The organism is Rummeliibacillus sp. TYF-LIM-RU47 (assembly GCF_008638315.1).
GTDB classification, from domain to species: domain Bacteria; phylum Bacillota; class Bacilli; order Bacillales_A; family Planococcaceae; genus Rummeliibacillus; species Rummeliibacillus stabekisii.
In genome coordinates this window covers 1,802,141-1,820,015 of record NZ_VVIR01000001.1, presented here as the reverse complement: position 1 = coordinate 1,820,015, position 17,875 = coordinate 1,802,141, and the positions used below count along the sequence as shown (strand labels likewise).

Sequence of the window (17,875 nt, the reverse complement as noted above, 5' to 3'; positions counted from 1 at the left end):
TATAAAATAGTTGATAATTATGAATTATAAGTGCAAAGAACTAGAAAGTGAATAGGTTTAAAGGCTAAAAAAGATATTTTACATGCTATATTAGTAAAAATGGCATTGCTAGCATGATATGATAGACTAGTGAAAGTAGATTCCCTTATTTCCTTAATTAGAAACGCAAAGTGTATTACTTTGCACTTGAAAATTCAACTTTCTGTGTAAATTAGAGTCGAACGGGTACAATTATGTTAAATATTCTTACTGAAACGGAGGGGAATCAAGTGAAACCTTCATTTTACCAATATGTATTAACATTTAGAGGCGGAAAAAATGATCCAAAGGCAGACTTTGCGGAAGCAGCATTTGATGATCATAGTTTTCCTAAAGCAGAGGAGGATTTCTCCGCTCTGTCGAAATATATAGAGGAAAACGATAATGACCAATTAAAAGCCACAGTTTTTGATGAGTTATGGCAATTATATGAAGAAAAATTTTCAGAATAATATTTGTCAGATGTCAGACGTTCTTGCTACAATAAGGGTGTATGTATTATAAATATTGATTATAATAATAAATGTGTTATAGTCAAAAGAAAAGGGGATACAAAATGAGTATTCATATTAATGCCAAACAAGGCGATATTGCAGAGATCGTATTACTTCCAGGAGATCCACTTCGTGCAAAATATATTGCAGAAACTTTCTTAGAAGATGTTACTCAATACAACGAAGTTCGTAATATGTTCGGCTATACAGGTACATATAAAGGCAAACGTGTTTCTGTACAAGGTACAGGCATGGGCGTACCTTCCATTGCAATTTACACAACAGAGTTAATGCAAGAGTACGGATGCCAAAAACTGATCCGTGTTGGTACTTGCGGCGCTCTAAAACGCGATGTAAAGGTTCGTGATGTGATTCTTGCTCAATCTGCTACTACAGACTCTAAAATGAATGAAATTATCTTTAAAGGCATTGATTATGCGCCAACAGCTGATTTCGATTTATTGAAAAAAGCTTACAAAGCAGGAGAAGAAGCAGGTTTACACTTGCGTGTCGGTAACGTTTATACTGCTGACCTTTTCTACGGAGAAGACAATCAAAACGAAAAATTAGCAGATTATGGCGTATTGGCAGTCGAAATGGAAACAGCTGCACTTTACACACTAGCAGCTAAATTCAACCGTCAAGCATTATCTGTTCTAACAGTATCTGACCACCTTCTAACAGGTGAAGCTACTTCATCTGAGGAACGTCAAACTACTTTCAATGACATGATGGTAGTTGCTCTTGAAGCAGCTATTCAAGACTAGTTGTAGCAACCGTTTTATAAACCATACATTTTTAATAAGTGACCAAAAGTGACCATTTTAAAAAAGTGGTTAACATTGGTCGCTTTTTTACTGCTAATAAAGTATCAAGGTTTACTTCAGCAAAATAAGGCATATTATATTTGTTGAATAGATTATCAATAATGACATGAAAAGTAGGTGAATATAATGGGGAAATATCAATTGGATACCAAAGGTCAGGCAGCTGTGACAAAGTATCACGAAAAAAATAAGCCCGCCAAATTTGATAAAAAACAGCAACTTGAAAAAATACGTGCGGAGTATTTGAAAAAGAAGCAACAACAAACTGAAAAATAATGCGAATGAAAACATAGGAGTCTACAATCTTCCTATGTTTTTGTTTTTGGATAACGCAAAAAATCCCCATAAATTTCAGCTTTAGAATAAAGATAATATTTTTGGCAAGGATTTTTACATACTTCTGAAACTATTGTGTCTAAATTACGTAGATATAGTAATTATTTGTTGATAGGAGCGCTTATTATTTTATCTTATTATTTTTTATGTGGTTTAGGTGCATTTTTAGTAATAGCTTCATTGTATTATTTTGTCCTTATGTATAGCCTTAGAGAATTTGAATGGACAATTTTAAAATTTTTTGGACTCTTTCTAATTGGTATTTTTCTCTTATGGATTACTATTCCAAGTTTAAAATCTGTATTAACGAGGGATTTTGAAGTTCTTAAAGGAAAATGTACTGTAGAAATCACATCATCAACATTTGGAAGACACACTAATGATACAACCATCAATGTGCTTGATACAGATGAACAATTTGAGTTTCAAGGGATTCCTGATCTTGATGCTTATGGTACATCCATACCTTGTTATTGTAAGGTTACAGTGACCAAAGACCACATGTGGGGAATGAAATATAAAATTTTTGATTTAAAAACGAGAAAATTATTGGAATCTCGCTTAGGTGAGTAAGGATTTTATATATTATACATATAGATAATAAATTAATGCAGATAAGGCAAAGGGCGAGTGTTTTCAATACGGCCCAAATCTTAATTTAATGATTTTATTTGATATTTAATGATAATATGTTTAGGAATAAACTTTATTAAAAAGTTAATCGTTGTTTGAAATAGGAGGAACAAAATGGCTAAAATTTATCTTGCAAGTCCATTCTTTGATGTAGATGGTAGAGAGGAAATTGTACATGTAGAAAAAGCAGAACAGGTATTAAGAGCATTAGGGCACACGGTCTTCTCACCAAGAGAAAGTCAATTACCTGAATTCGAATTTGGTTCTTTTGAATGGAGAACGTTCGTATTTAAAAACGATATGGAACACATTAAATGGGCAGATATGATATTTGGGATTATTGGAGAAAACTATGATGATACCGGTACAGCCTGGGAATTAGGCTATGCTTATGCTATGGGTAAACCTGTTTTACTGTTTAATCCAAAAGGAGAAATCATTAATTTGATGATTACTGATAGTTTACATGCTTATTTTGAAGATTGGAATGAAGTTGAAAGTTATGATTTTGACACTCTTCCAAGTAAACCTTATTTAAAAGAAGTGAAATAAAAAAGGTGAGGGCTAATGCCCTTACCTTTTTTTATTGTGAATGAACTTGCCGTTAAATATTTCAATACAATGTATAAGAATTATTTTTCTATAATAAAAATAGTTTCTAATTTAAGGAAGAGATCTAGGACCGGGAAATACAAGAAAACTTTAATGATTTCTAAATGCCTATCGTATATGAAAAAAGGATCTATGAGTAAGATTATCACAGACATTTCTAACAGTGCTTTACTACAAGAAGGAAATGGTTCTTAAAATATAGAATTTAAAGAATATGCAATAGCAAATGAAATAAAGAAAATTAAATTGAATTCAGTAGGATTACTTGGAACCAAATATACAATGATCCAAGACTTTTACAAATCAAGAATTGAAGACAATGATATAAAGGTATTAATTCCAGTTCATGAGGATATAGAACTTATAAATAAAGTGATTTATGAAGAATTATGTTTAGGGAAAATCAATCATGCGTCAAAAGAATATTTTAAAAAAGTCATCAAGAATTTAATTGATAGAGGAGCCGAAGGAATTATATTAGGATGTACAGAGATTGGATTATTAATAAAAGAAGAGGATTCCGAAGTTCCAATATTTGATACAACAGTAATTCATGCTTTTGAATCAGTTAATAAGGCAATTGGAAAGTAAAAATTTCTTCTTTATCTCATCGAATATCTTGAAAGTAGGATGGAAAAGGTGAAAAAAAATATAGCCATTAGAAAAATCAGATGAACCAATAGAATAAAACATAAATTGGTTATTTTCAGTTGCTTATCAATAGTGTAGAGCCTCTCCAAACAAATATGAACTAATTGCTAGTATTCTTAATCTTCATATATATTTTCTTAATGTACATTTTATTTTGTATAACTCTAATATTATTATTTTTCAATACAAAATCAAGAAACTTATATACCCCATAGGATTGCTCCTATAGGGTATATTTTTTAAAACTATAATCGGTTTATTGATACATATTTTTAAAATACACTACGAACTAACCCACCGTCTATTCGTAAGGCAGAGCCATTAATGGCCGAGGCAAGGGGACTGCTTAAGAAAGTAACAAAATGGGCAATTTCTTCTGGTCGGATTAATCTTTGAATGATAGAGGTTGGACGATTTTCTTTCATGAATCGAGTTTCCGCTTCTTCCATTGTCAAATTTTCGTTAGGATAAAGCGTGTTTAACATTGTTTCTACTCCTTCAGTTAGAGTGGAGCCCGGCATAACCGTATTAACTGTCACGCTCGTTCCTTTCGTTAGCTCAGCTAAACTACGAGAGAGTGAGAGCTGCATTGTTTTCGTTGCACTATAATGAGCCATTTCAAGAGATGGCATGATCGCTGCTTCACTGGCAATAAAGATGACTCTTCCTTCTTTCTTCTGAATCATTTGATTTAAGTACCAGCGCGTAAGTCGAACTCCACTCATGATATTCGTTTCGAAGAATTTAAACCATTCTTCATCAGAGATATCAAAGTATTCGGCAGGTTTAAAAATTCCTAGGTTATTAATAAGGATGTCTATCCCAGCATAGTTCTCGATAATTTTTTGGCAGCCTTGTTCTGTTCCTAGATCAGCTACTGCTGAATGAAGAATTGCATTTGGATATTTTGATTTAATTTCTTCAATAGTTTCATACACTTTTTCTTCCCGACGTCCATTAATCAGTACAGTAGCACCTTCTTCTACTAGCGACATAGCGATCGCTTTCCCAATGCCTGATGTAGATCCAGTAACTAGCGCTGTTTTTCCTTTTAAATTTAGTTGCATGTAGTTCCCTCCTAGATTATTTTCTTAGACATTAACTTATTTTTTATAGAATAAATTTTGTTTAAATTTTTCTTCGTATGGAACACTCCACATACTTTAAATACCTTAGAAAAAAGATATAGACGAATAGTAACGTCTATATCTCCTTATTTCTTATTAAAAGTCAAAGTTGTCCGGATCTGGACCAACGCGATGATCTTGATTCAAGCTATCAATTTGTTCCATATCTTCAGATGTTAACTCAAAATCAAATATTGATGCATTTTCTACAATACGGTGTTCTTTTGTTGATTTTGGAATTGTCACAATACCGTTTTGTAAGTCCCAACGTAGGATAATTTGAGCAATAGACTTATCATATTTATTGGCAATTTCCTTAAGCTCTGGGTTATCCAATAATTGACCTTGCATCAATGGAGACCAGGCTTCCAACTGAATACCATGTTCTTGACAGAATGACTTAAGATCTTTTTGAGTCAATCGTGGGTGGCATTCCACTTGGTTGATCATCGGTTTAACCTCTGCATCCTTCATTAAATCTTCAAGGTGATGAATTTGGAAATTACTCATCCCAATTGCTTTAACTCGTCCATCTTTGTAAAGAGTTTCTAAAGCTCTCCATGCATCTTTATATTTACCTTCTACAGGCCAATGAATCAAATATAGATCTAGATAATCCAATCCGAGTTTCTTAAGGCTTGTTTCGTAGGCTGCTAAAGTAGATTCATACCCTAAGTCGTCGTTCCAAACTTTCGATGTTACAAATAATTCATCTCTAGATATGCCGGCTTCTTTAAGTCCTTCACGGATTCCTTGGCCGACTCCTTCTTCATTACCATAAATAGCTGCAGTATCAATGCTCCGGTAACCATGTTTAATGGCTGTTTTAACAGCATTAACCAAATCTGGGCCTTCCTCTACTTTAAACACGCCTAGACCAAACCATGGCATTTTTACGCCGTTATACAAAGTTGTTGTATCTTGTAAGTTTTTCGCTACCATAAATAAACCTCCTGATTGTTATAAACTGAAATGGACTTAATTATATTTCGTCATACAGGAACCAACTCTGTCTTGTCAAATAACGTTTATTTATCCTGTTAAAGAGGAGAAACGTGCGGATTACATCTCTTCCCTTTAAATTAGAAAAAACACCTTATTGTTCCACATATTGCATGTTTCAAATATGTTTTCAAAGGAGCATTTATAGCACCTGTACGAACTAATAGTATTACCAACAATAAAGTTAACCATTACTCATAATGTTCGATTGTCCCACATGATTTGAACGTAAAATAATCAATAACGAATTGATAATGGTTAAAGCTTGCTGTACAAAAGCTATTATGAAATATATTCACCATAAAGAAAAGTACGTACTTATAAGTGCTATAGATACTTACAAGTTCCAAAGGTACATTTTAGTGCCTATAGATTGGATCAAGATATAAGAAGTGACGTTTTAGTTTGAGGATAGAAATTTTTTAGGCTATACGAGTAAATCAAATGGATAAATGGATTAATACGTATATCATTACCCAAAAAATTCATACTAACCCATGATTGATCTGATCAATCAACTCATTTAGTCATTTATATGTTGTGTCATGCGAAAGGGGATAGAATGATGAAATATGTGAGTGCATTCATACTAAAGCTAATTATGACTGCAGCAATACTATTAATCATTAATACAGGCATTTATGGAGGAGATGTTTCAACGACTCTCTGGATTAGCCTTGTCCTTGCCATTTTTGCTTTTGTTTTGGGAGACATTCTTATCTTCACCGTCTTTAGTAAGCGCTATGCCTATGTAATGGGCAATACTATTGCCACCTTTTCGGATGCTGTTTTAGCATTCGTCATTATTTATTTCATGGGTTCAGCTTTATATGTAGAGACTGTGGATATTCTTGCCGCATCATTGTTATCCTCTATTGTACTTGGGGTAGGAGAATGGTTATTCCACAAGTATATGGAAACAAAGGTGCTTGAACCAAAACCAGTGAGTTGCAATGTATCTTTTGATTAAGTGATGTGAAAAGACTGCCAAGGAATTTTTGGCAGTCTTTTTCTTTTCGTTCGCTTTAATTCCTGCTATTATGATAGAAGGTGTGTTTTATACACTCTTAGATTGAAAGTGGTGAACGAATATGGATGATAAAACGAAGCAAGAACAAGAACAAAATGAACCACAATCAGAACAAGATGCTAATCATGGGAAAGTCACAGGAAAATACATACGTATGAAGCCATTTGCTTTCATCATGATGATCATGGTTTTGGTTCTTGGTACATCAGGTATAACGATTTTTGCGTTAACAGTTGGCGAAGATAAAGTAGTGGAAGTTCGCACACCAGCACATGGCGAATTCCAAAAGTTGTTTAATGCATACGATGAGCTATCAAAAGGTTATTACAAGAAAATTGATACAGACAAGCTAGTAAACGGTGCAGTAGACGGAATGATCAGCGCATTAGGAGATCCATATTCTGACTATATGAATAAAAAGGAAGCTTCAGCGTTTAATGAAAGCATTTCTTCTAGTTTCCAAGGCATAGGTGCTGAGGTGCAAGAGAAGGATGGCCATATTGTGGTCGTATCACCGATTAAAAACTCGCCTGCAGAGAAATCAGGCATCAAAACGAACGATATTATTAAAAAAGTAGATGGCAAATCTATTGATGGAATGACAGCATCACAAGCCGTATTATTAATTCGCGGTAAGAAGGGGACAGAGGTTACACTTGAAATCCAGCGTGGAAGTTCTAGTAAGCTAACCACTTTTAAAATCACTCGTGCAGACATTCCTGTGGAAACTGTATATGCCGAAATGATGAAAAATAAAATTGCTCATATTCAAATCACAAGCTTCTCAGATGGTACTTATAAAGAGTTGCTTAGTGCATTAGATGATATGGAAGCAAAAGGTATGAAAGGGTTGGTTCTGGATGTTCGTCAAAATCCAGGTGGCTTGGTTGAATCAGTAGAGAATATTGCAAATCTATTTGTTCCAAAAGGACAACCAATCGTACAATTCGAAGACCGTTCAGGCAATAAACAAGTCTATAAAGCAGAAGATGGCCGTAAGGTAAAAGTGCCAACAACTGTTCTTATCGATGGAGGAAGTGCATCAGCTTCTGAAATCTTAGCAGGAGCATTAAATGAGTCCTCCCATATCAAATTAGTAGGTGAAACTTCATTTGGTAAAGGGACGATGCAAACCGCTGAGAATCTACCGGACGGATCTAATCTTAAATTCACAATGGCGAAATGGTTAACACCAAAAGGTAACTGGATTCATGAAAAGGGCATAAAGCCTAATGTAAAAGTGAACTATCCAAGCTATGCATCTCTTCCTTATTTGGACCCTGATAAAACCTTCAAGGAAGGTGCATTATCTGATAGCGTTAAAGTTGCTGAAAAATTACTTCAAGCTGCAGGTTATAACCCTGGTAAAATTGATGGCTTATACGATGCCTCAACGAAGTTAGCGGTGGAACAATTCCAGAAAGACAACAAGTTGAAGGAAACAGGTATTCTGAAAGGCGATACAACGTACGCATTAATGAATAAAATTCGCTTGAAAATCAAAAAAGAAGATCCACAGCTGAAAAAAGCAGCAAGCATTGTAAAAGCTGAAATGAAATAGATTAGTTAAGGAGCTGGCATTCATTTGTCAGCTCTTTTTTGAAAAGACTCTATCACTATATTTAGTAAAGATACATTTACGAACTGTTTGCCCCTTTTTGGAGGGAAATACAATCTCTGCTGAAAGAGCAGTTAAATAGAAGGAGATTTAAAATGAAAGATGTATATTTATTCAGCGGTTTCTTAGGAAGCGGCAAAACAACCTTATTAATGAATACCATTCGCCAATTGAAAGAACAGAATTTAAAACCAGCTATTATCATGAATGAGCTAGGGGCTTTAAATTTTGATTCACAAGCAATCGAGGAAAATATACCTTTAAAAGAAATGTTAAATGGATGCATTTGTTGTACAGGTGCCGAAAAAACGGAGGCACAAATTCAATCACTGTTAGCGGATTCTGAGTTTGATGTGCTTATTATAGAAACCACTGGAGCAGCTCATCCAGTCGAAGCATTAGATGCAGTCTATTCACCGCTATTTGCAAATGAGTTAAACATTAAAGGTATTGTCACTGTCGCTGATAGTAAACGTTGGTTAGAAAGAGAAGGTATGTCAATTCAAACACGTTCCTTATTTTTAGAACAGATTCGCCATGCACATTTGATTTTGGCAAATAAGATGGATTTACTGACAGAATCAGAAAGAGCGAAAGTTACTTTTGAGATGCAGAGCATTAATTCACATGCACTGATCATTCAAACAACGAATGCCTCTCTACCGATTAAATATCTTCAAAGATTACAAGCTACAGCTAGGCCGACTTCTATTCAACAAGCAAACATAGGGGAGCATCTGCATTTAGGTTCTCGTCTTGTTACTTTCAAGTCTGGGGAAAGTTTTACACAAGAAAAATTTGAAGAATGGATTAAAACGCTTCCTAATTCTGTTTATCGAATGAAGGGCTTTGTACCAATCGAAGGAATTAGAAATCCTATGCTGTTTCAGTATGCATATGGATTAACACAATGGCTTCCTGAGTATGTAAAAATGGAACCAAATCTAGTGATTATCGGAGAAAATGTGAATGAATTAGAACTGCCTAAAGCCTAAAATATTGAGATGTCAACCCTCTTAGAATAGCAATAAGGTGATAGACTTCAACTATCTTCCAAATAAAACCCTATATTACTGAGGGTTCAGCTCCTTGCTGGAGAAAGTGGCAATCCTTGGCGATTTTTTTGCTTGATTCTTCGTTTAAGCTTGGAACACGACAAGGAGGAATGCAAGATGAACAAACTAACAAAATGGGCAATCCCATTCAGCTTACTTTTAACAGCAGGAGTGCACAGCGGAGCAATAGATGCTTCAGCGAAAACTGTTACGAAAGAACATACGAAGCAAACTTCGATGTCAAATCATACATGGCATTACCAATCAACTAAATATAATACACATCGTAATATTATGTTGAATAACTGCTTTACAAATGGTACTTCAAATACGAATTCGGTAAAACCTACAACTAAGCCGAACGTAGATACAACAAAACCAAATACAGATACAACAAAACCAAATACAGATACAACAAAACCAAATACAGATACAACAAAACCAAATACAGATACAACAGCTAAGCCAGATACAGATACTACAACACCGTCAAAACCAAATACTGATGCACCAAGCAAACCATCTACAGACTCAAATGCAACATCTGCTTCTCAATTTGAAAAACAAGTCATCACATTGACTAATGCAGAACGTGCAAAAGAAGGTCTGCCTGCTTTACAAGCAGATACAAAATTGATGGGCTCTGCGAAAGCTAAATCTAAGGATATGGCAGACAAAAATTATTTCGATCATACAAGCCCAACTTACGGTTCACCATTTGACCAAATGAAATCTCTTGGTATTACGTATAAATCAGCAGGCGAAAATATTGCCAAAGGTCAAAAAACACCAGAAGAAGTAGTAAAAGCTTGGATGAATTCAGAAGGTCACCGCGCTAACATTATGAACAAAAACTATACACATATTGGTGTAGGTTATGATGCAAAAGGAAACGTCTGGACACAACAATTTATTCAAAAATAGAATAAAGTATTTGAATTGAGATCAGGGCATCCTGATTTCAAGTTAAGAGGCTCTCGGAATATTTATCATTCTGAGAGCTTTTTTATGTCTTCATAAATCAAAAACCAGCATAATATGCAACCTATATAAATAAAGGATCAGTCATTTAATGGTTGGATTTTTGTTTGAAATGTAATTTTATGTTCCATACTGAAAAAAGAAAGAATGTAAAGGTAACTAGAAGGTACCAACCATATTCATCAAGAATAAAAGAGGAGGTATTAAATGCTCCAGCTAGAATCGATGGTTGAAAAATTAAAAGCCACTTTTTATAATTCAGTTGATTTTATAGCAAGGGAAATCTCATTTCCAAAAGATCAATATGCTATTCTCTGCTACTATAGCTCGATGGCTAATAAAAAAGATGTACAAGATATATTGAATGTGTTAAAAGTGCAAACAACGTTTAATGAAAAAGACTGGGATGCAACCACCTCTTCACGAAAAGAAGCCTACAATCTAGAAACATTGGTGGATTATGTATGTCAGGGTTATACAGTACTTCTTTTATTGAATACTCAGCAAATGGTTCGTTTCTCTATGCCTAACTTGCCCCATCGTTCTCCAGATGAGCCCACAAATGAAGCTATTTTACGGGGTGCCCATGAAGGATTTGTGGAAGATACAGACGTAAACTTAGGGCTAATTCGAAAAAGAATGCGAGTACCCGATTTAATTGTAAAAAAAGTAACTATTGGAAAAGACAACAAAGCAGATATTTATTATATGTATTTAGCCCGTTTTGCTAATCAAGAAAACCTTAATGATTTAGAGCAGAAACTCAATAATATGAAAGAAAAAGCCGATGGATTATATGCTTCAGGACAATTGAATGATTTTGTTGAAGATAATCCTCTATCGCCTTTCCCTCAAATTATGAATACTGAAAGGCCAGACAGGGTATTTGCTAATCTTTCTGAGGGGAAAATTGTTATGATGTCTGACTTTTCGCCAACTGCTTATATAGCACCTGTAACATTATTTTCATTTTATCAATCGCCAGATGACTTTAATAGTCGTGTAATCGTCGGTTCATTTTATAGAATGGTTAGGGTATTTAGTTTTATTACTGCTATTTTTTTACCTGCTTTTTATATAGCCATTGTCAGCTTTCATTATGAGGTTCTTCCAATTGAATTAAGTAAAAAATTAAAGTTAGACATTAGTGAAATACCTTATCGGCCAATTTTTGAAGCTTTAATTGTCGAAATAATTATTGAGTTAATTCGAGAGGCTAGTATTCGCTTGCCACAGGCTTTGGTTCAAACAATTGGTATTGTTGGTGGTTTGGTTGTAGGAGATGTCATTATAAGTGCTGGTTTAGTCTCCAATATGGTTGTAATAGTAGTTGCATTAACTGCAATTTCTAGCTATGTTGCACCATCAGTAGAGCTTAATACGTCGGTCCGTGTATTGCGTTTTCCGTTTATGTTTGCGGCTGCATTACTAGGATTCTTTGGAATTTTAATCGGCGCACTTATTTTAGGTGTACATTTATGCAACTTAAAATCTCTGAAATCACCATATATTTATCCGATTGTTCCATTTGATCCAAAGAAAACGAAACAAATACTATTTCGTGGAAAACATACAACTTCAGGTACTCAACCTACCAGTTTTGATCCGAAAGGGAAGAAACCATGAATTTTACCATAACTAAAGTCCAATTATTTATTATGCTTTTTTTTAGAACAACGGGAATTATTTTTATTGCTTATTCAGAGGCTCTTCTGAATGCTGGCGGACGAGATGCATGGATTATGTTCTTTATTGCAGCCGCTTTTGTTTTTCTTCAATTATGTTTATACGAAAAATATCATAAATACTTCGAATTAGGGAAGATAACACGTTGGATTTATATTCTTAGCTGGCTTGCTTTACTAATATTATCTTTAGTGTATATTCAATATACTTTAAATATTTGGGTGCTTGGAAACACTCCTAATTCTGTAACATTGCTTCTAATGCTTTTAGTTTCTTATTATATCAGTGTCAGCAGGCCGTCAACCGCAGTAAATATGCCAGTTTTCATCATTCCTTTTGTCTTTGTATTTATATTTTTCCTGTTATTTGCATCACCTGAATTAAAGGTAAGTCAACTCTTTCCGATTGGCACAAGTACTGGGCACCAATGGATTATGGGTACGCTATATGGTTTAGCTTCCTTTACTGGTTTAGAAGGTTATTTAGTATTAAGGAAACATGTACTGACAGAAGACAAAATGCGTTTTAAAGATATTCTAATTTATCAAACTGTCATAACTTTATTTTCTGGCTTCTTATTATTAGTAGTAAAAATGTATTTTGCACCGGCTTCATTACCTTATATAACTGAACCTACCTTATATATTTTGAAATCCATTGAAGTTACGTTTGTTAAAAGACTCGATATTTTCTTTTTGTATATATGGCTAGGTTGGAGTCTCATTTCGTTTAGCTTGATTGTATTTAACATTCGAGTTGCTTATTTCCAAGTGCAAAGGAAGAATCAGAAATTTCCTATGGCAGTATTGCATATTTTGATTTTTTTCGGAAGCTTAGCTTTTTTGAATATAAGGTCTGTAGAATTTATTAGAGCTCATTTCCAATATATTTATATTCCTTTTACTGTTATTTTACCGATCTTGATTATTTGGAAAAATAAAAGGAGGGAAGCAAAATGCGCAAAATGATTATCTTTCTTCTTTTAGCTTCTGTTTTACTTAGTGGATGCTGGGACCAACGTTTGTATAAAGAGCTCTCTGTTATTTCTGTAGTAGGGGTAGATGGCAGCATTGGAGATATAAAAGCCTACTATGCATACCCTAGTTCAAGTAGTGACCCAACAAAATATATAGTGCTTGAAGGAGTAGGGAAAACAGCTAGAGAAGTAAGGATGAATGCAAATAAAAAAACTGAGCAAACAATGGATATAGCTGAATTGACTACTATATTAGTTAGTGAAGATACGGCTAAGAAGGATTTATATTCTTTATTGGACGTATATTATCGATCTGCTGAGAGTCCAATGACAGCAAAAGTAGTAATTACCGATGGCTCGACAAAAAAGTTCTTAGAACTTAAAGAAAACTTACCAAAAGAGATTGGGGAGTACTATTTAGATTTTATTCAATCATTTGAAAAATCCTCAATATATCCTGTAACTAATTTAGAAATCGCGGCAAATCAGATGTTTGGTGAGGGTAGAGATCTTGCATTACCATACCTAAAAGCGAGTGGTGATAAAGGGCTTCCCGAAGGAGAAGGTATTGCATTATTTAATGGTAAAAATTATACAGGTGAGCACCTTACAATGAGAGAATCCACTTTTGCAACATTAATGGGATATGGGAAATCAGATATTATTGAGTTGGCATATCTAATGAAGAAAGATGGAAAAGATATATCAGTAGGGTTTAATGCCATTAGATTTAAGAAGAATATGAAAGTAACACAGGTTGGTAATAACATTAAAGTGAATTATAATATTTATATGCCGATTGTTATGACTGAATATCCGCCGGACCATTTAGATCGTAAGCAAAAAAGAAAAGAGTTAGAGAAGTATATAGAAGGCAGAGTTGAGAAAGATATAGCTAGGATGTTTAAAAGAAGCCAGGAAGCGTCTTCAGATGTAGTAGGAATAGGTGAAGATATCAGAGCATATCATCCGAACTTATGGAGAGAAGGCAAATGGAAGGAAATATATAAAGACATTAAGATAGAAGCAAAAGTAAAGGTTAAAATCGTGCGTAGTGGAAGTATTAGATAATTGTAGTGGGAGTTACCGTCATGGTGGATGGAACTCCCTTTTTAAATGTGTAATTGTTATAAACTTTATGCATTCTCCATCTTGCGCTGTACAAACCGAAGTCGAATACTTAATGTGACAGCACCCATAGCCAGCCCTGCAATTAAACCAATCCAGTAACCATAAGGGCCAAGGTTCGTCATATTTGCTAGTAATATACCGACAGGCAAGCCGATGATCCAATAAGAGACGAGTGCCATAATGAATGTAATGGTGACATCTTTATATCCTCGCAGTGCTCCTTGGATAGGTGCTTGGATGGCGTCTGAAAGCTGGAAGAAAGCAGCATATGTTAAGAAATGGCCAGCGAGTCTTATTACTTGATCATCATTGCTGTACACGCTAGCTATATGACCTTTGAATATAAGTAAAACAGTAAGAGAAATCATACAAAAAGTAACCGCAGTAATTGTACATAAACGACTATATGTTTTGGCATCTTGAAATCTCTTGGCGCCTGCTTCAAATCCAACCAAGATTGTCGCACCCATCGAGATACTAAGCGGAATCATATAAAGAAGACTGGCGAAGTTCATAGCGATCTGGTGTGCGCCGATTACTTCTGTACTATATTTGCTCATCATCATTGTGACGACAGAAAAAATACTGCTTTCTGCAAATATAGCTAAACCTATCGGCAAGCCAAGCTTAACAATTTCAAATGCTTTGGTTGGGTTTGGCCTAGGTAATTTTGAAAAAAGTGAAAAACCTACAAACGGTGTCTTTTTCATTGTAATAATGATGGCAGCACCACAGATTAGCCAATAGGTAATCGCAGATGCTACACCCGAGCCAACGCCACCCAATTCGGGGAATCCTAAATGTCCGAATATGAATAAATAGTTAAAAACAATATTAATGGGTGCTGCCATCAATGTAATTAACATGCTGACTCTCGTTTGACCGAGTGCATCAATGAAGCATCGCAATACACTGTATATGAATAAAGGTAATAAACCAAAGCACATGGCGATTAAATAATGGTAGGCCACGCGGTAAACATCTGGCTCAAGTGACATGCCTTTCAATAATGGTTTTAAGCTAAGCGTTAGTCCAGTAAAGATAATAATGGCTAACAGAATCGCTACATAAAAACCTTGTTTAACAGTAGCAGATGCTTCTTTCTCTCTTTTTGCACCTACAAATTGTGCTACAATAGGTGTGATTGATGTTAAGATGCCTGATAAACCAGTATAAACAGGAAGCCAAATAGAAGAACCAATTGATACGCCAGCTAAATCTTGTGTACTGTATTTACCAGACATCAATACATCGAAAAATGACATGAGGTATAATGCCACTTGGGTAATTAAAATTGGCAGCACGATGGTCGACATTTTCTTCCATTTCGTGCCTACTTTTGTTGTTTCATGCATTTTGTTCAACTCCATTGAATATGAATGTTTCTAAAAGGGAAAAAGACGTTGATTTACTTTAAGGAGATTTAATATGACAAATCAGACAGTAATTTTAACGGGCGGGGGCACCGCAGGCCACGTCTCGCTCAATCAAGCAATCATACCATCTTTTCTAGAAAAAGGCTATGAGGTTCACTATATAGGTTCAAAAGAAGGGATAGAAAAAGAGATTATTGATCAGGCATTTCCCAACTTGCCTTATCATCCGATATCTAGCGGTAAATTAAGACGCTATTTCTCAATGAAAAACTTTACGGATCCCTTCCGTGTATTAGCAGGAATTTCGCAGGCCTTGTCTATTATGAGGCGCGTAAAGCCAGTAGTAGTATTTTCAAAAGGCGGCTTCGTGTCGGTGCCGGTTGTGATGGCGGCTAAAATGTCAGGCATTCCAGTTATCGCACATGAATCTGACGTAACACCAGGCCTTGCCAATAAATTGGCTTTGCCATTCGCTTCACATATCTTCACTGTTTTCAAACAAACATTAAAACATTTACCTGCAGAGAAATCGGCATGTACAGGTTCTATCATACGTCCTGCTTTATTTGAAGGAAGCAAGGAGAGGGGCCTACAATTATGTGGGTTTGTGGCAGATAAAGAGACCATTATGATTATGGGGGGGAGCCAAGGCTCTAAGTTCATTAATGATGCGGTTCGTGCCAATTTAGTGGAACTTCTAAAGAAGTACAATATCATCCATCTATGTGGTAAGGGGCATATCGATACAGCACTAGTTGACTTGCCATCTTATAAACAGTTTGAATATGTAACAACTGAATTGCCAGATTTACTACATGCAACTGATTATGTAGTATCTAGAGCAGGGTCTAACTCTATCTTTGAATTTTTGGCACTTCAAAAACCGATGCTATTAATCCCTCTTTCTTTAGAAAAATCTCGCGGTGATCAGATTTTAAATGCCAAACTGTTCTTTGAACAAGGATTAGCCGAAGTACTGCAAGAAGAAGAGGTCAATCAACAAAGCTTCTTAAAAGCGCTTCAATTGTTAGAAAAACATAGTGATTCGCTAATCAAAAATATGCAGGAAGCAGAATCTCCAAAAACACCAGATGAAATGGTGGATCTGATACTTCAATATGCAAAAACGAAATAAGATACTCAGGCAAGGAAATTCAAAGGAATAATTTCTGTAGTAATATTAAAAGCCCCTCATTCTATATAGAATAGAGGGGCTTTTGTTGGCAATACCGGTAATTTACATGGCTTGTTCTGTAGACTCGCCATTTCGGGTAGCCATATATAAATAAAAGGTATCTTTTTGGATTTTGAATAACTCAAATTGTTTCTCACCTTGATTAATTTCCTTATATAGAGATGGGTGGCTTTCTTTAGCATCTACAGCATAACCTAGCTTTAATGCAGCACGAATTGATTTAGTATTTTCTTTGCGGATTTTTAAGAACACACATTGAAAATCGAGTTCAAAAAATAACTCTTCTAAAAACAATTCTTTCGCCTTTTGATTATAGCCTTTACCCTGATAAGGTACGCCTATCCATGTTCCTAAGAAGCCTGCGCCATCTTGCACATCATACAAGGTAATGCTGCCAATCGGTTGGCCCCAATCGTCTAAAATCGTGCGAGAAACTACTTTACCGTTTTCTTCATCTTCCATAAGCTGGTTTGTCATAAACCAGAATTCATCGGCTGTCTTAGCCTTTTGACGAACAAAAGGGAAGACAGATGGGTGACTTAACAACTCAAAAAGCTCATTACATTCTTGTAATTCACGTCGCTTAATCATATTGAACGCCTCCTTTTGGGGGTGAACATCGAAAACCCAGTTCTAGCCCCAACGAAATTTTTCATTTAATGTTGCATAAAAAATTTCGGGGTGGGAATCGAACCCACTAGAACCAGCGATCACTGGTGGCGCACCATTTGCCTTCCCTATTGATTCTATATATTATAGACTCATTTATGAAATTATTTTGCTCTTTAACTATACTAAGATTTGCGCAAATTGCAAAGAAAAAAATACAGTTTTTAATAAAAAATTTGAACAAAAAATGATAATTGTGAACAGCGTTTTTTTGCTGGAGGGAAACATAATTTTGGATGAAAAGTATAGTAGTATTCCCTTATTTTCTTTAATATTCACTTAATTATGGAAAATTAATATGAATTGCGTATAATATAGAGTTAAGAATAGATAGTTTTTACTATAATGACCTATGTTTTTACTGATTATTTGTATAATGTAGCTCATGCTTAAGGAGTTTTGCAAGAATTATTCAATAAAATATGAGCATTCAATTA

Annotated in this window: 17 protein-coding genes and 1 pseudogene; 14 read left to right on the top strand and 4 right to left on the bottom strand. The window is 34.9% G+C overall.

From position 1 onward, the window contains the following. The first annotated feature begins 269 nt into the window (after positions 1-269). From F0527_RS09185 to F0527_RS09165, 6 genes and pseudogenes are all read left to right on the top strand, one after another. Positions 270-491 carry a YozE family protein gene (locus F0527_RS09185; protein WP_066791881.1) on the top strand — a complete coding sequence of 74 codons (222 nt, stop codon included), beginning with the start codon at positions 270-272 and terminating at the stop codon, positions 489-491. Positions 492-595: 104 nt separating this feature from the next. Continuing rightward, a complete protein-coding gene (gene deoD, locus F0527_RS09180) occupies positions 596-1,300 on the top strand; it encodes a purine-nucleoside phosphorylase (RefSeq protein ID WP_150284604.1) in 705 nt (234 codons plus the stop codon). Positions 1,301-1,486: 186 nt separating this feature from the next. Further along, positions 1,487-1,636: a hypothetical protein gene (locus F0527_RS17065; protein ID WP_173668477.1), complete on the top strand. Its 150-nt coding sequence runs from the start codon at positions 1,487-1,489 to the stop codon at positions 1,634-1,636. 135 nt (positions 1,637-1,771) lie between these two features. After that, entirely contained in the window at positions 1,772-2,269 is a 498-nt protein-coding gene (locus F0527_RS09175) for a hypothetical protein (RefSeq protein WP_150284603.1), read from the top strand. A 174-nt stretch (positions 2,270-2,443) separates the two neighbouring features. Further along, on the top strand, positions 2,444-2,881 hold the full coding sequence (locus F0527_RS09170) for a nucleoside 2-deoxyribosyltransferase (RefSeq protein WP_147196864.1): 438 nt from the start codon (positions 2,444-2,446) through the stop codon (positions 2,879-2,881). A gap of 276 nt (positions 2,882-3,157) precedes the next feature. After that, positions 3,158-3,532 (top strand): annotated as a pseudogene (locus tag F0527_RS09165) (aspartate/glutamate racemase family protein); the annotation flags it as partial. A 332-nt stretch (positions 3,533-3,864) separates the two neighbouring features. On the opposite strand, the gene F0527_RS09160 reads toward F0527_RS09165, so the two are convergent. Both F0527_RS09160 and F0527_RS09155 read right to left on the bottom strand, forming a co-directional pair. After that, positions 3,865-4,659: an SDR family NAD(P)-dependent oxidoreductase gene (locus F0527_RS09160; RefSeq protein ID WP_150284601.1), complete on the bottom strand. Its 795-nt coding sequence runs from the start codon at positions 4,657-4,659 to the stop codon at positions 3,865-3,867. Positions 4,660-4,815: 156 nt separating this feature from the next. Continuing rightward, on the bottom strand, positions 4,816-5,661 hold the full coding sequence (locus F0527_RS09155; protein ID WP_150284600.1) for an aldo/keto reductase: 846 nt from the start codon (positions 5,659-5,661) through the stop codon (positions 4,816-4,818). A gap of 625 nt (positions 5,662-6,286) precedes the next feature. On the opposite strand from F0527_RS09155, the gene F0527_RS09150 reads away from it, so the two are divergent. The 7 genes from F0527_RS09150 (at position 6,287) to F0527_RS09120 (ending at position 14,138) form a co-directional block, all read left to right on the top strand. Then, positions 6,287-6,691: a DUF2512 family protein gene (locus F0527_RS09150; protein WP_190323429.1), complete on the top strand. Its 405-nt coding sequence runs from the start codon at positions 6,287-6,289 to the stop codon at positions 6,689-6,691. A gap of 121 nt (positions 6,692-6,812) precedes the next feature. After that, positions 6,813-8,312, top strand: coding sequence for a lmo1851 family serine protease (locus F0527_RS09145; protein WP_150284598.1), 1,500 nt, complete (start codon positions 6,813-6,815; stop codon positions 8,310-8,312). A 152-nt stretch (positions 8,313-8,464) separates the two neighbouring features. Beyond that, on the top strand, positions 8,465-9,364 hold the full coding sequence (locus tag F0527_RS09140; RefSeq protein WP_150284597.1) for a CobW family GTP-binding protein: 900 nt from the start codon (positions 8,465-8,467) through the stop codon (positions 9,362-9,364). 177 nt (positions 9,365-9,541) lie between these two features. Beyond that, complete coding sequence (locus F0527_RS09135) at positions 9,542-10,348, top strand: CAP domain-containing protein (RefSeq protein WP_150284596.1); 807 nt, start codon at positions 9,542-9,544, stop codon at positions 10,346-10,348. 264 nt (positions 10,349-10,612) lie between these two features. Then, positions 10,613-12,031 (top strand): spore germination protein, encoded by a 1,419-nt coding sequence (locus F0527_RS09130; protein WP_150284595.1) that lies wholly within the window; start codon positions 10,613-10,615, stop codon positions 12,029-12,031. Then, positions 12,028-13,059: a GerAB/ArcD/ProY family transporter gene (locus tag F0527_RS09125; protein WP_150284594.1), complete on the top strand. Its 1,032-nt coding sequence runs from the start codon at positions 12,028-12,030 to the stop codon at positions 13,057-13,059. The genes F0527_RS09130 and F0527_RS09125 overlap by 4 nt, the downstream gene beginning before the upstream one ends. After that, on the top strand, positions 13,047-14,138 hold the full coding sequence (locus F0527_RS09120; RefSeq protein WP_150284593.1) for a Ger(x)C family spore germination protein: 1,092 nt from the start codon (positions 13,047-13,049) through the stop codon (positions 14,136-14,138). The genes F0527_RS09125 and F0527_RS09120 overlap by 13 nt, the downstream gene beginning before the upstream one ends. A gap of 65 nt (positions 14,139-14,203) precedes the next feature. Here F0527_RS09120 and F0527_RS09115 read toward each other — a convergent pair whose 3' ends face one another. Continuing rightward, complete coding sequence (locus F0527_RS09115) at positions 14,204-15,553, bottom strand: MATE family efflux transporter (protein WP_150284592.1); 1,350 nt, start codon at positions 15,551-15,553, stop codon at positions 14,204-14,206. Positions 15,554-15,626: 73 nt separating this feature from the next. On the opposite strand from F0527_RS09115, the gene F0527_RS09110 reads away from it, so the two are divergent. Next, a complete protein-coding gene (locus F0527_RS09110) occupies positions 15,627-16,709 on the top strand; it encodes an undecaprenyldiphospho-muramoylpentapeptide beta-N-acetylglucosaminyltransferase (RefSeq protein WP_150284591.1) in 1,083 nt (360 codons plus the stop codon). 102 nt (positions 16,710-16,811) lie between these two features. Here the strand turns inward: F0527_RS09110 and F0527_RS09105 are convergent, their stop codons facing one another. Beyond that, positions 16,812-17,360, bottom strand: a complete 549-nt coding sequence (locus F0527_RS09105; protein ID WP_066787918.1) for a GNAT family N-acetyltransferase — start codon at positions 17,358-17,360, stop codon at positions 16,812-16,814. Positions 17,361-17,875: the final 515 nt, after the last annotated feature.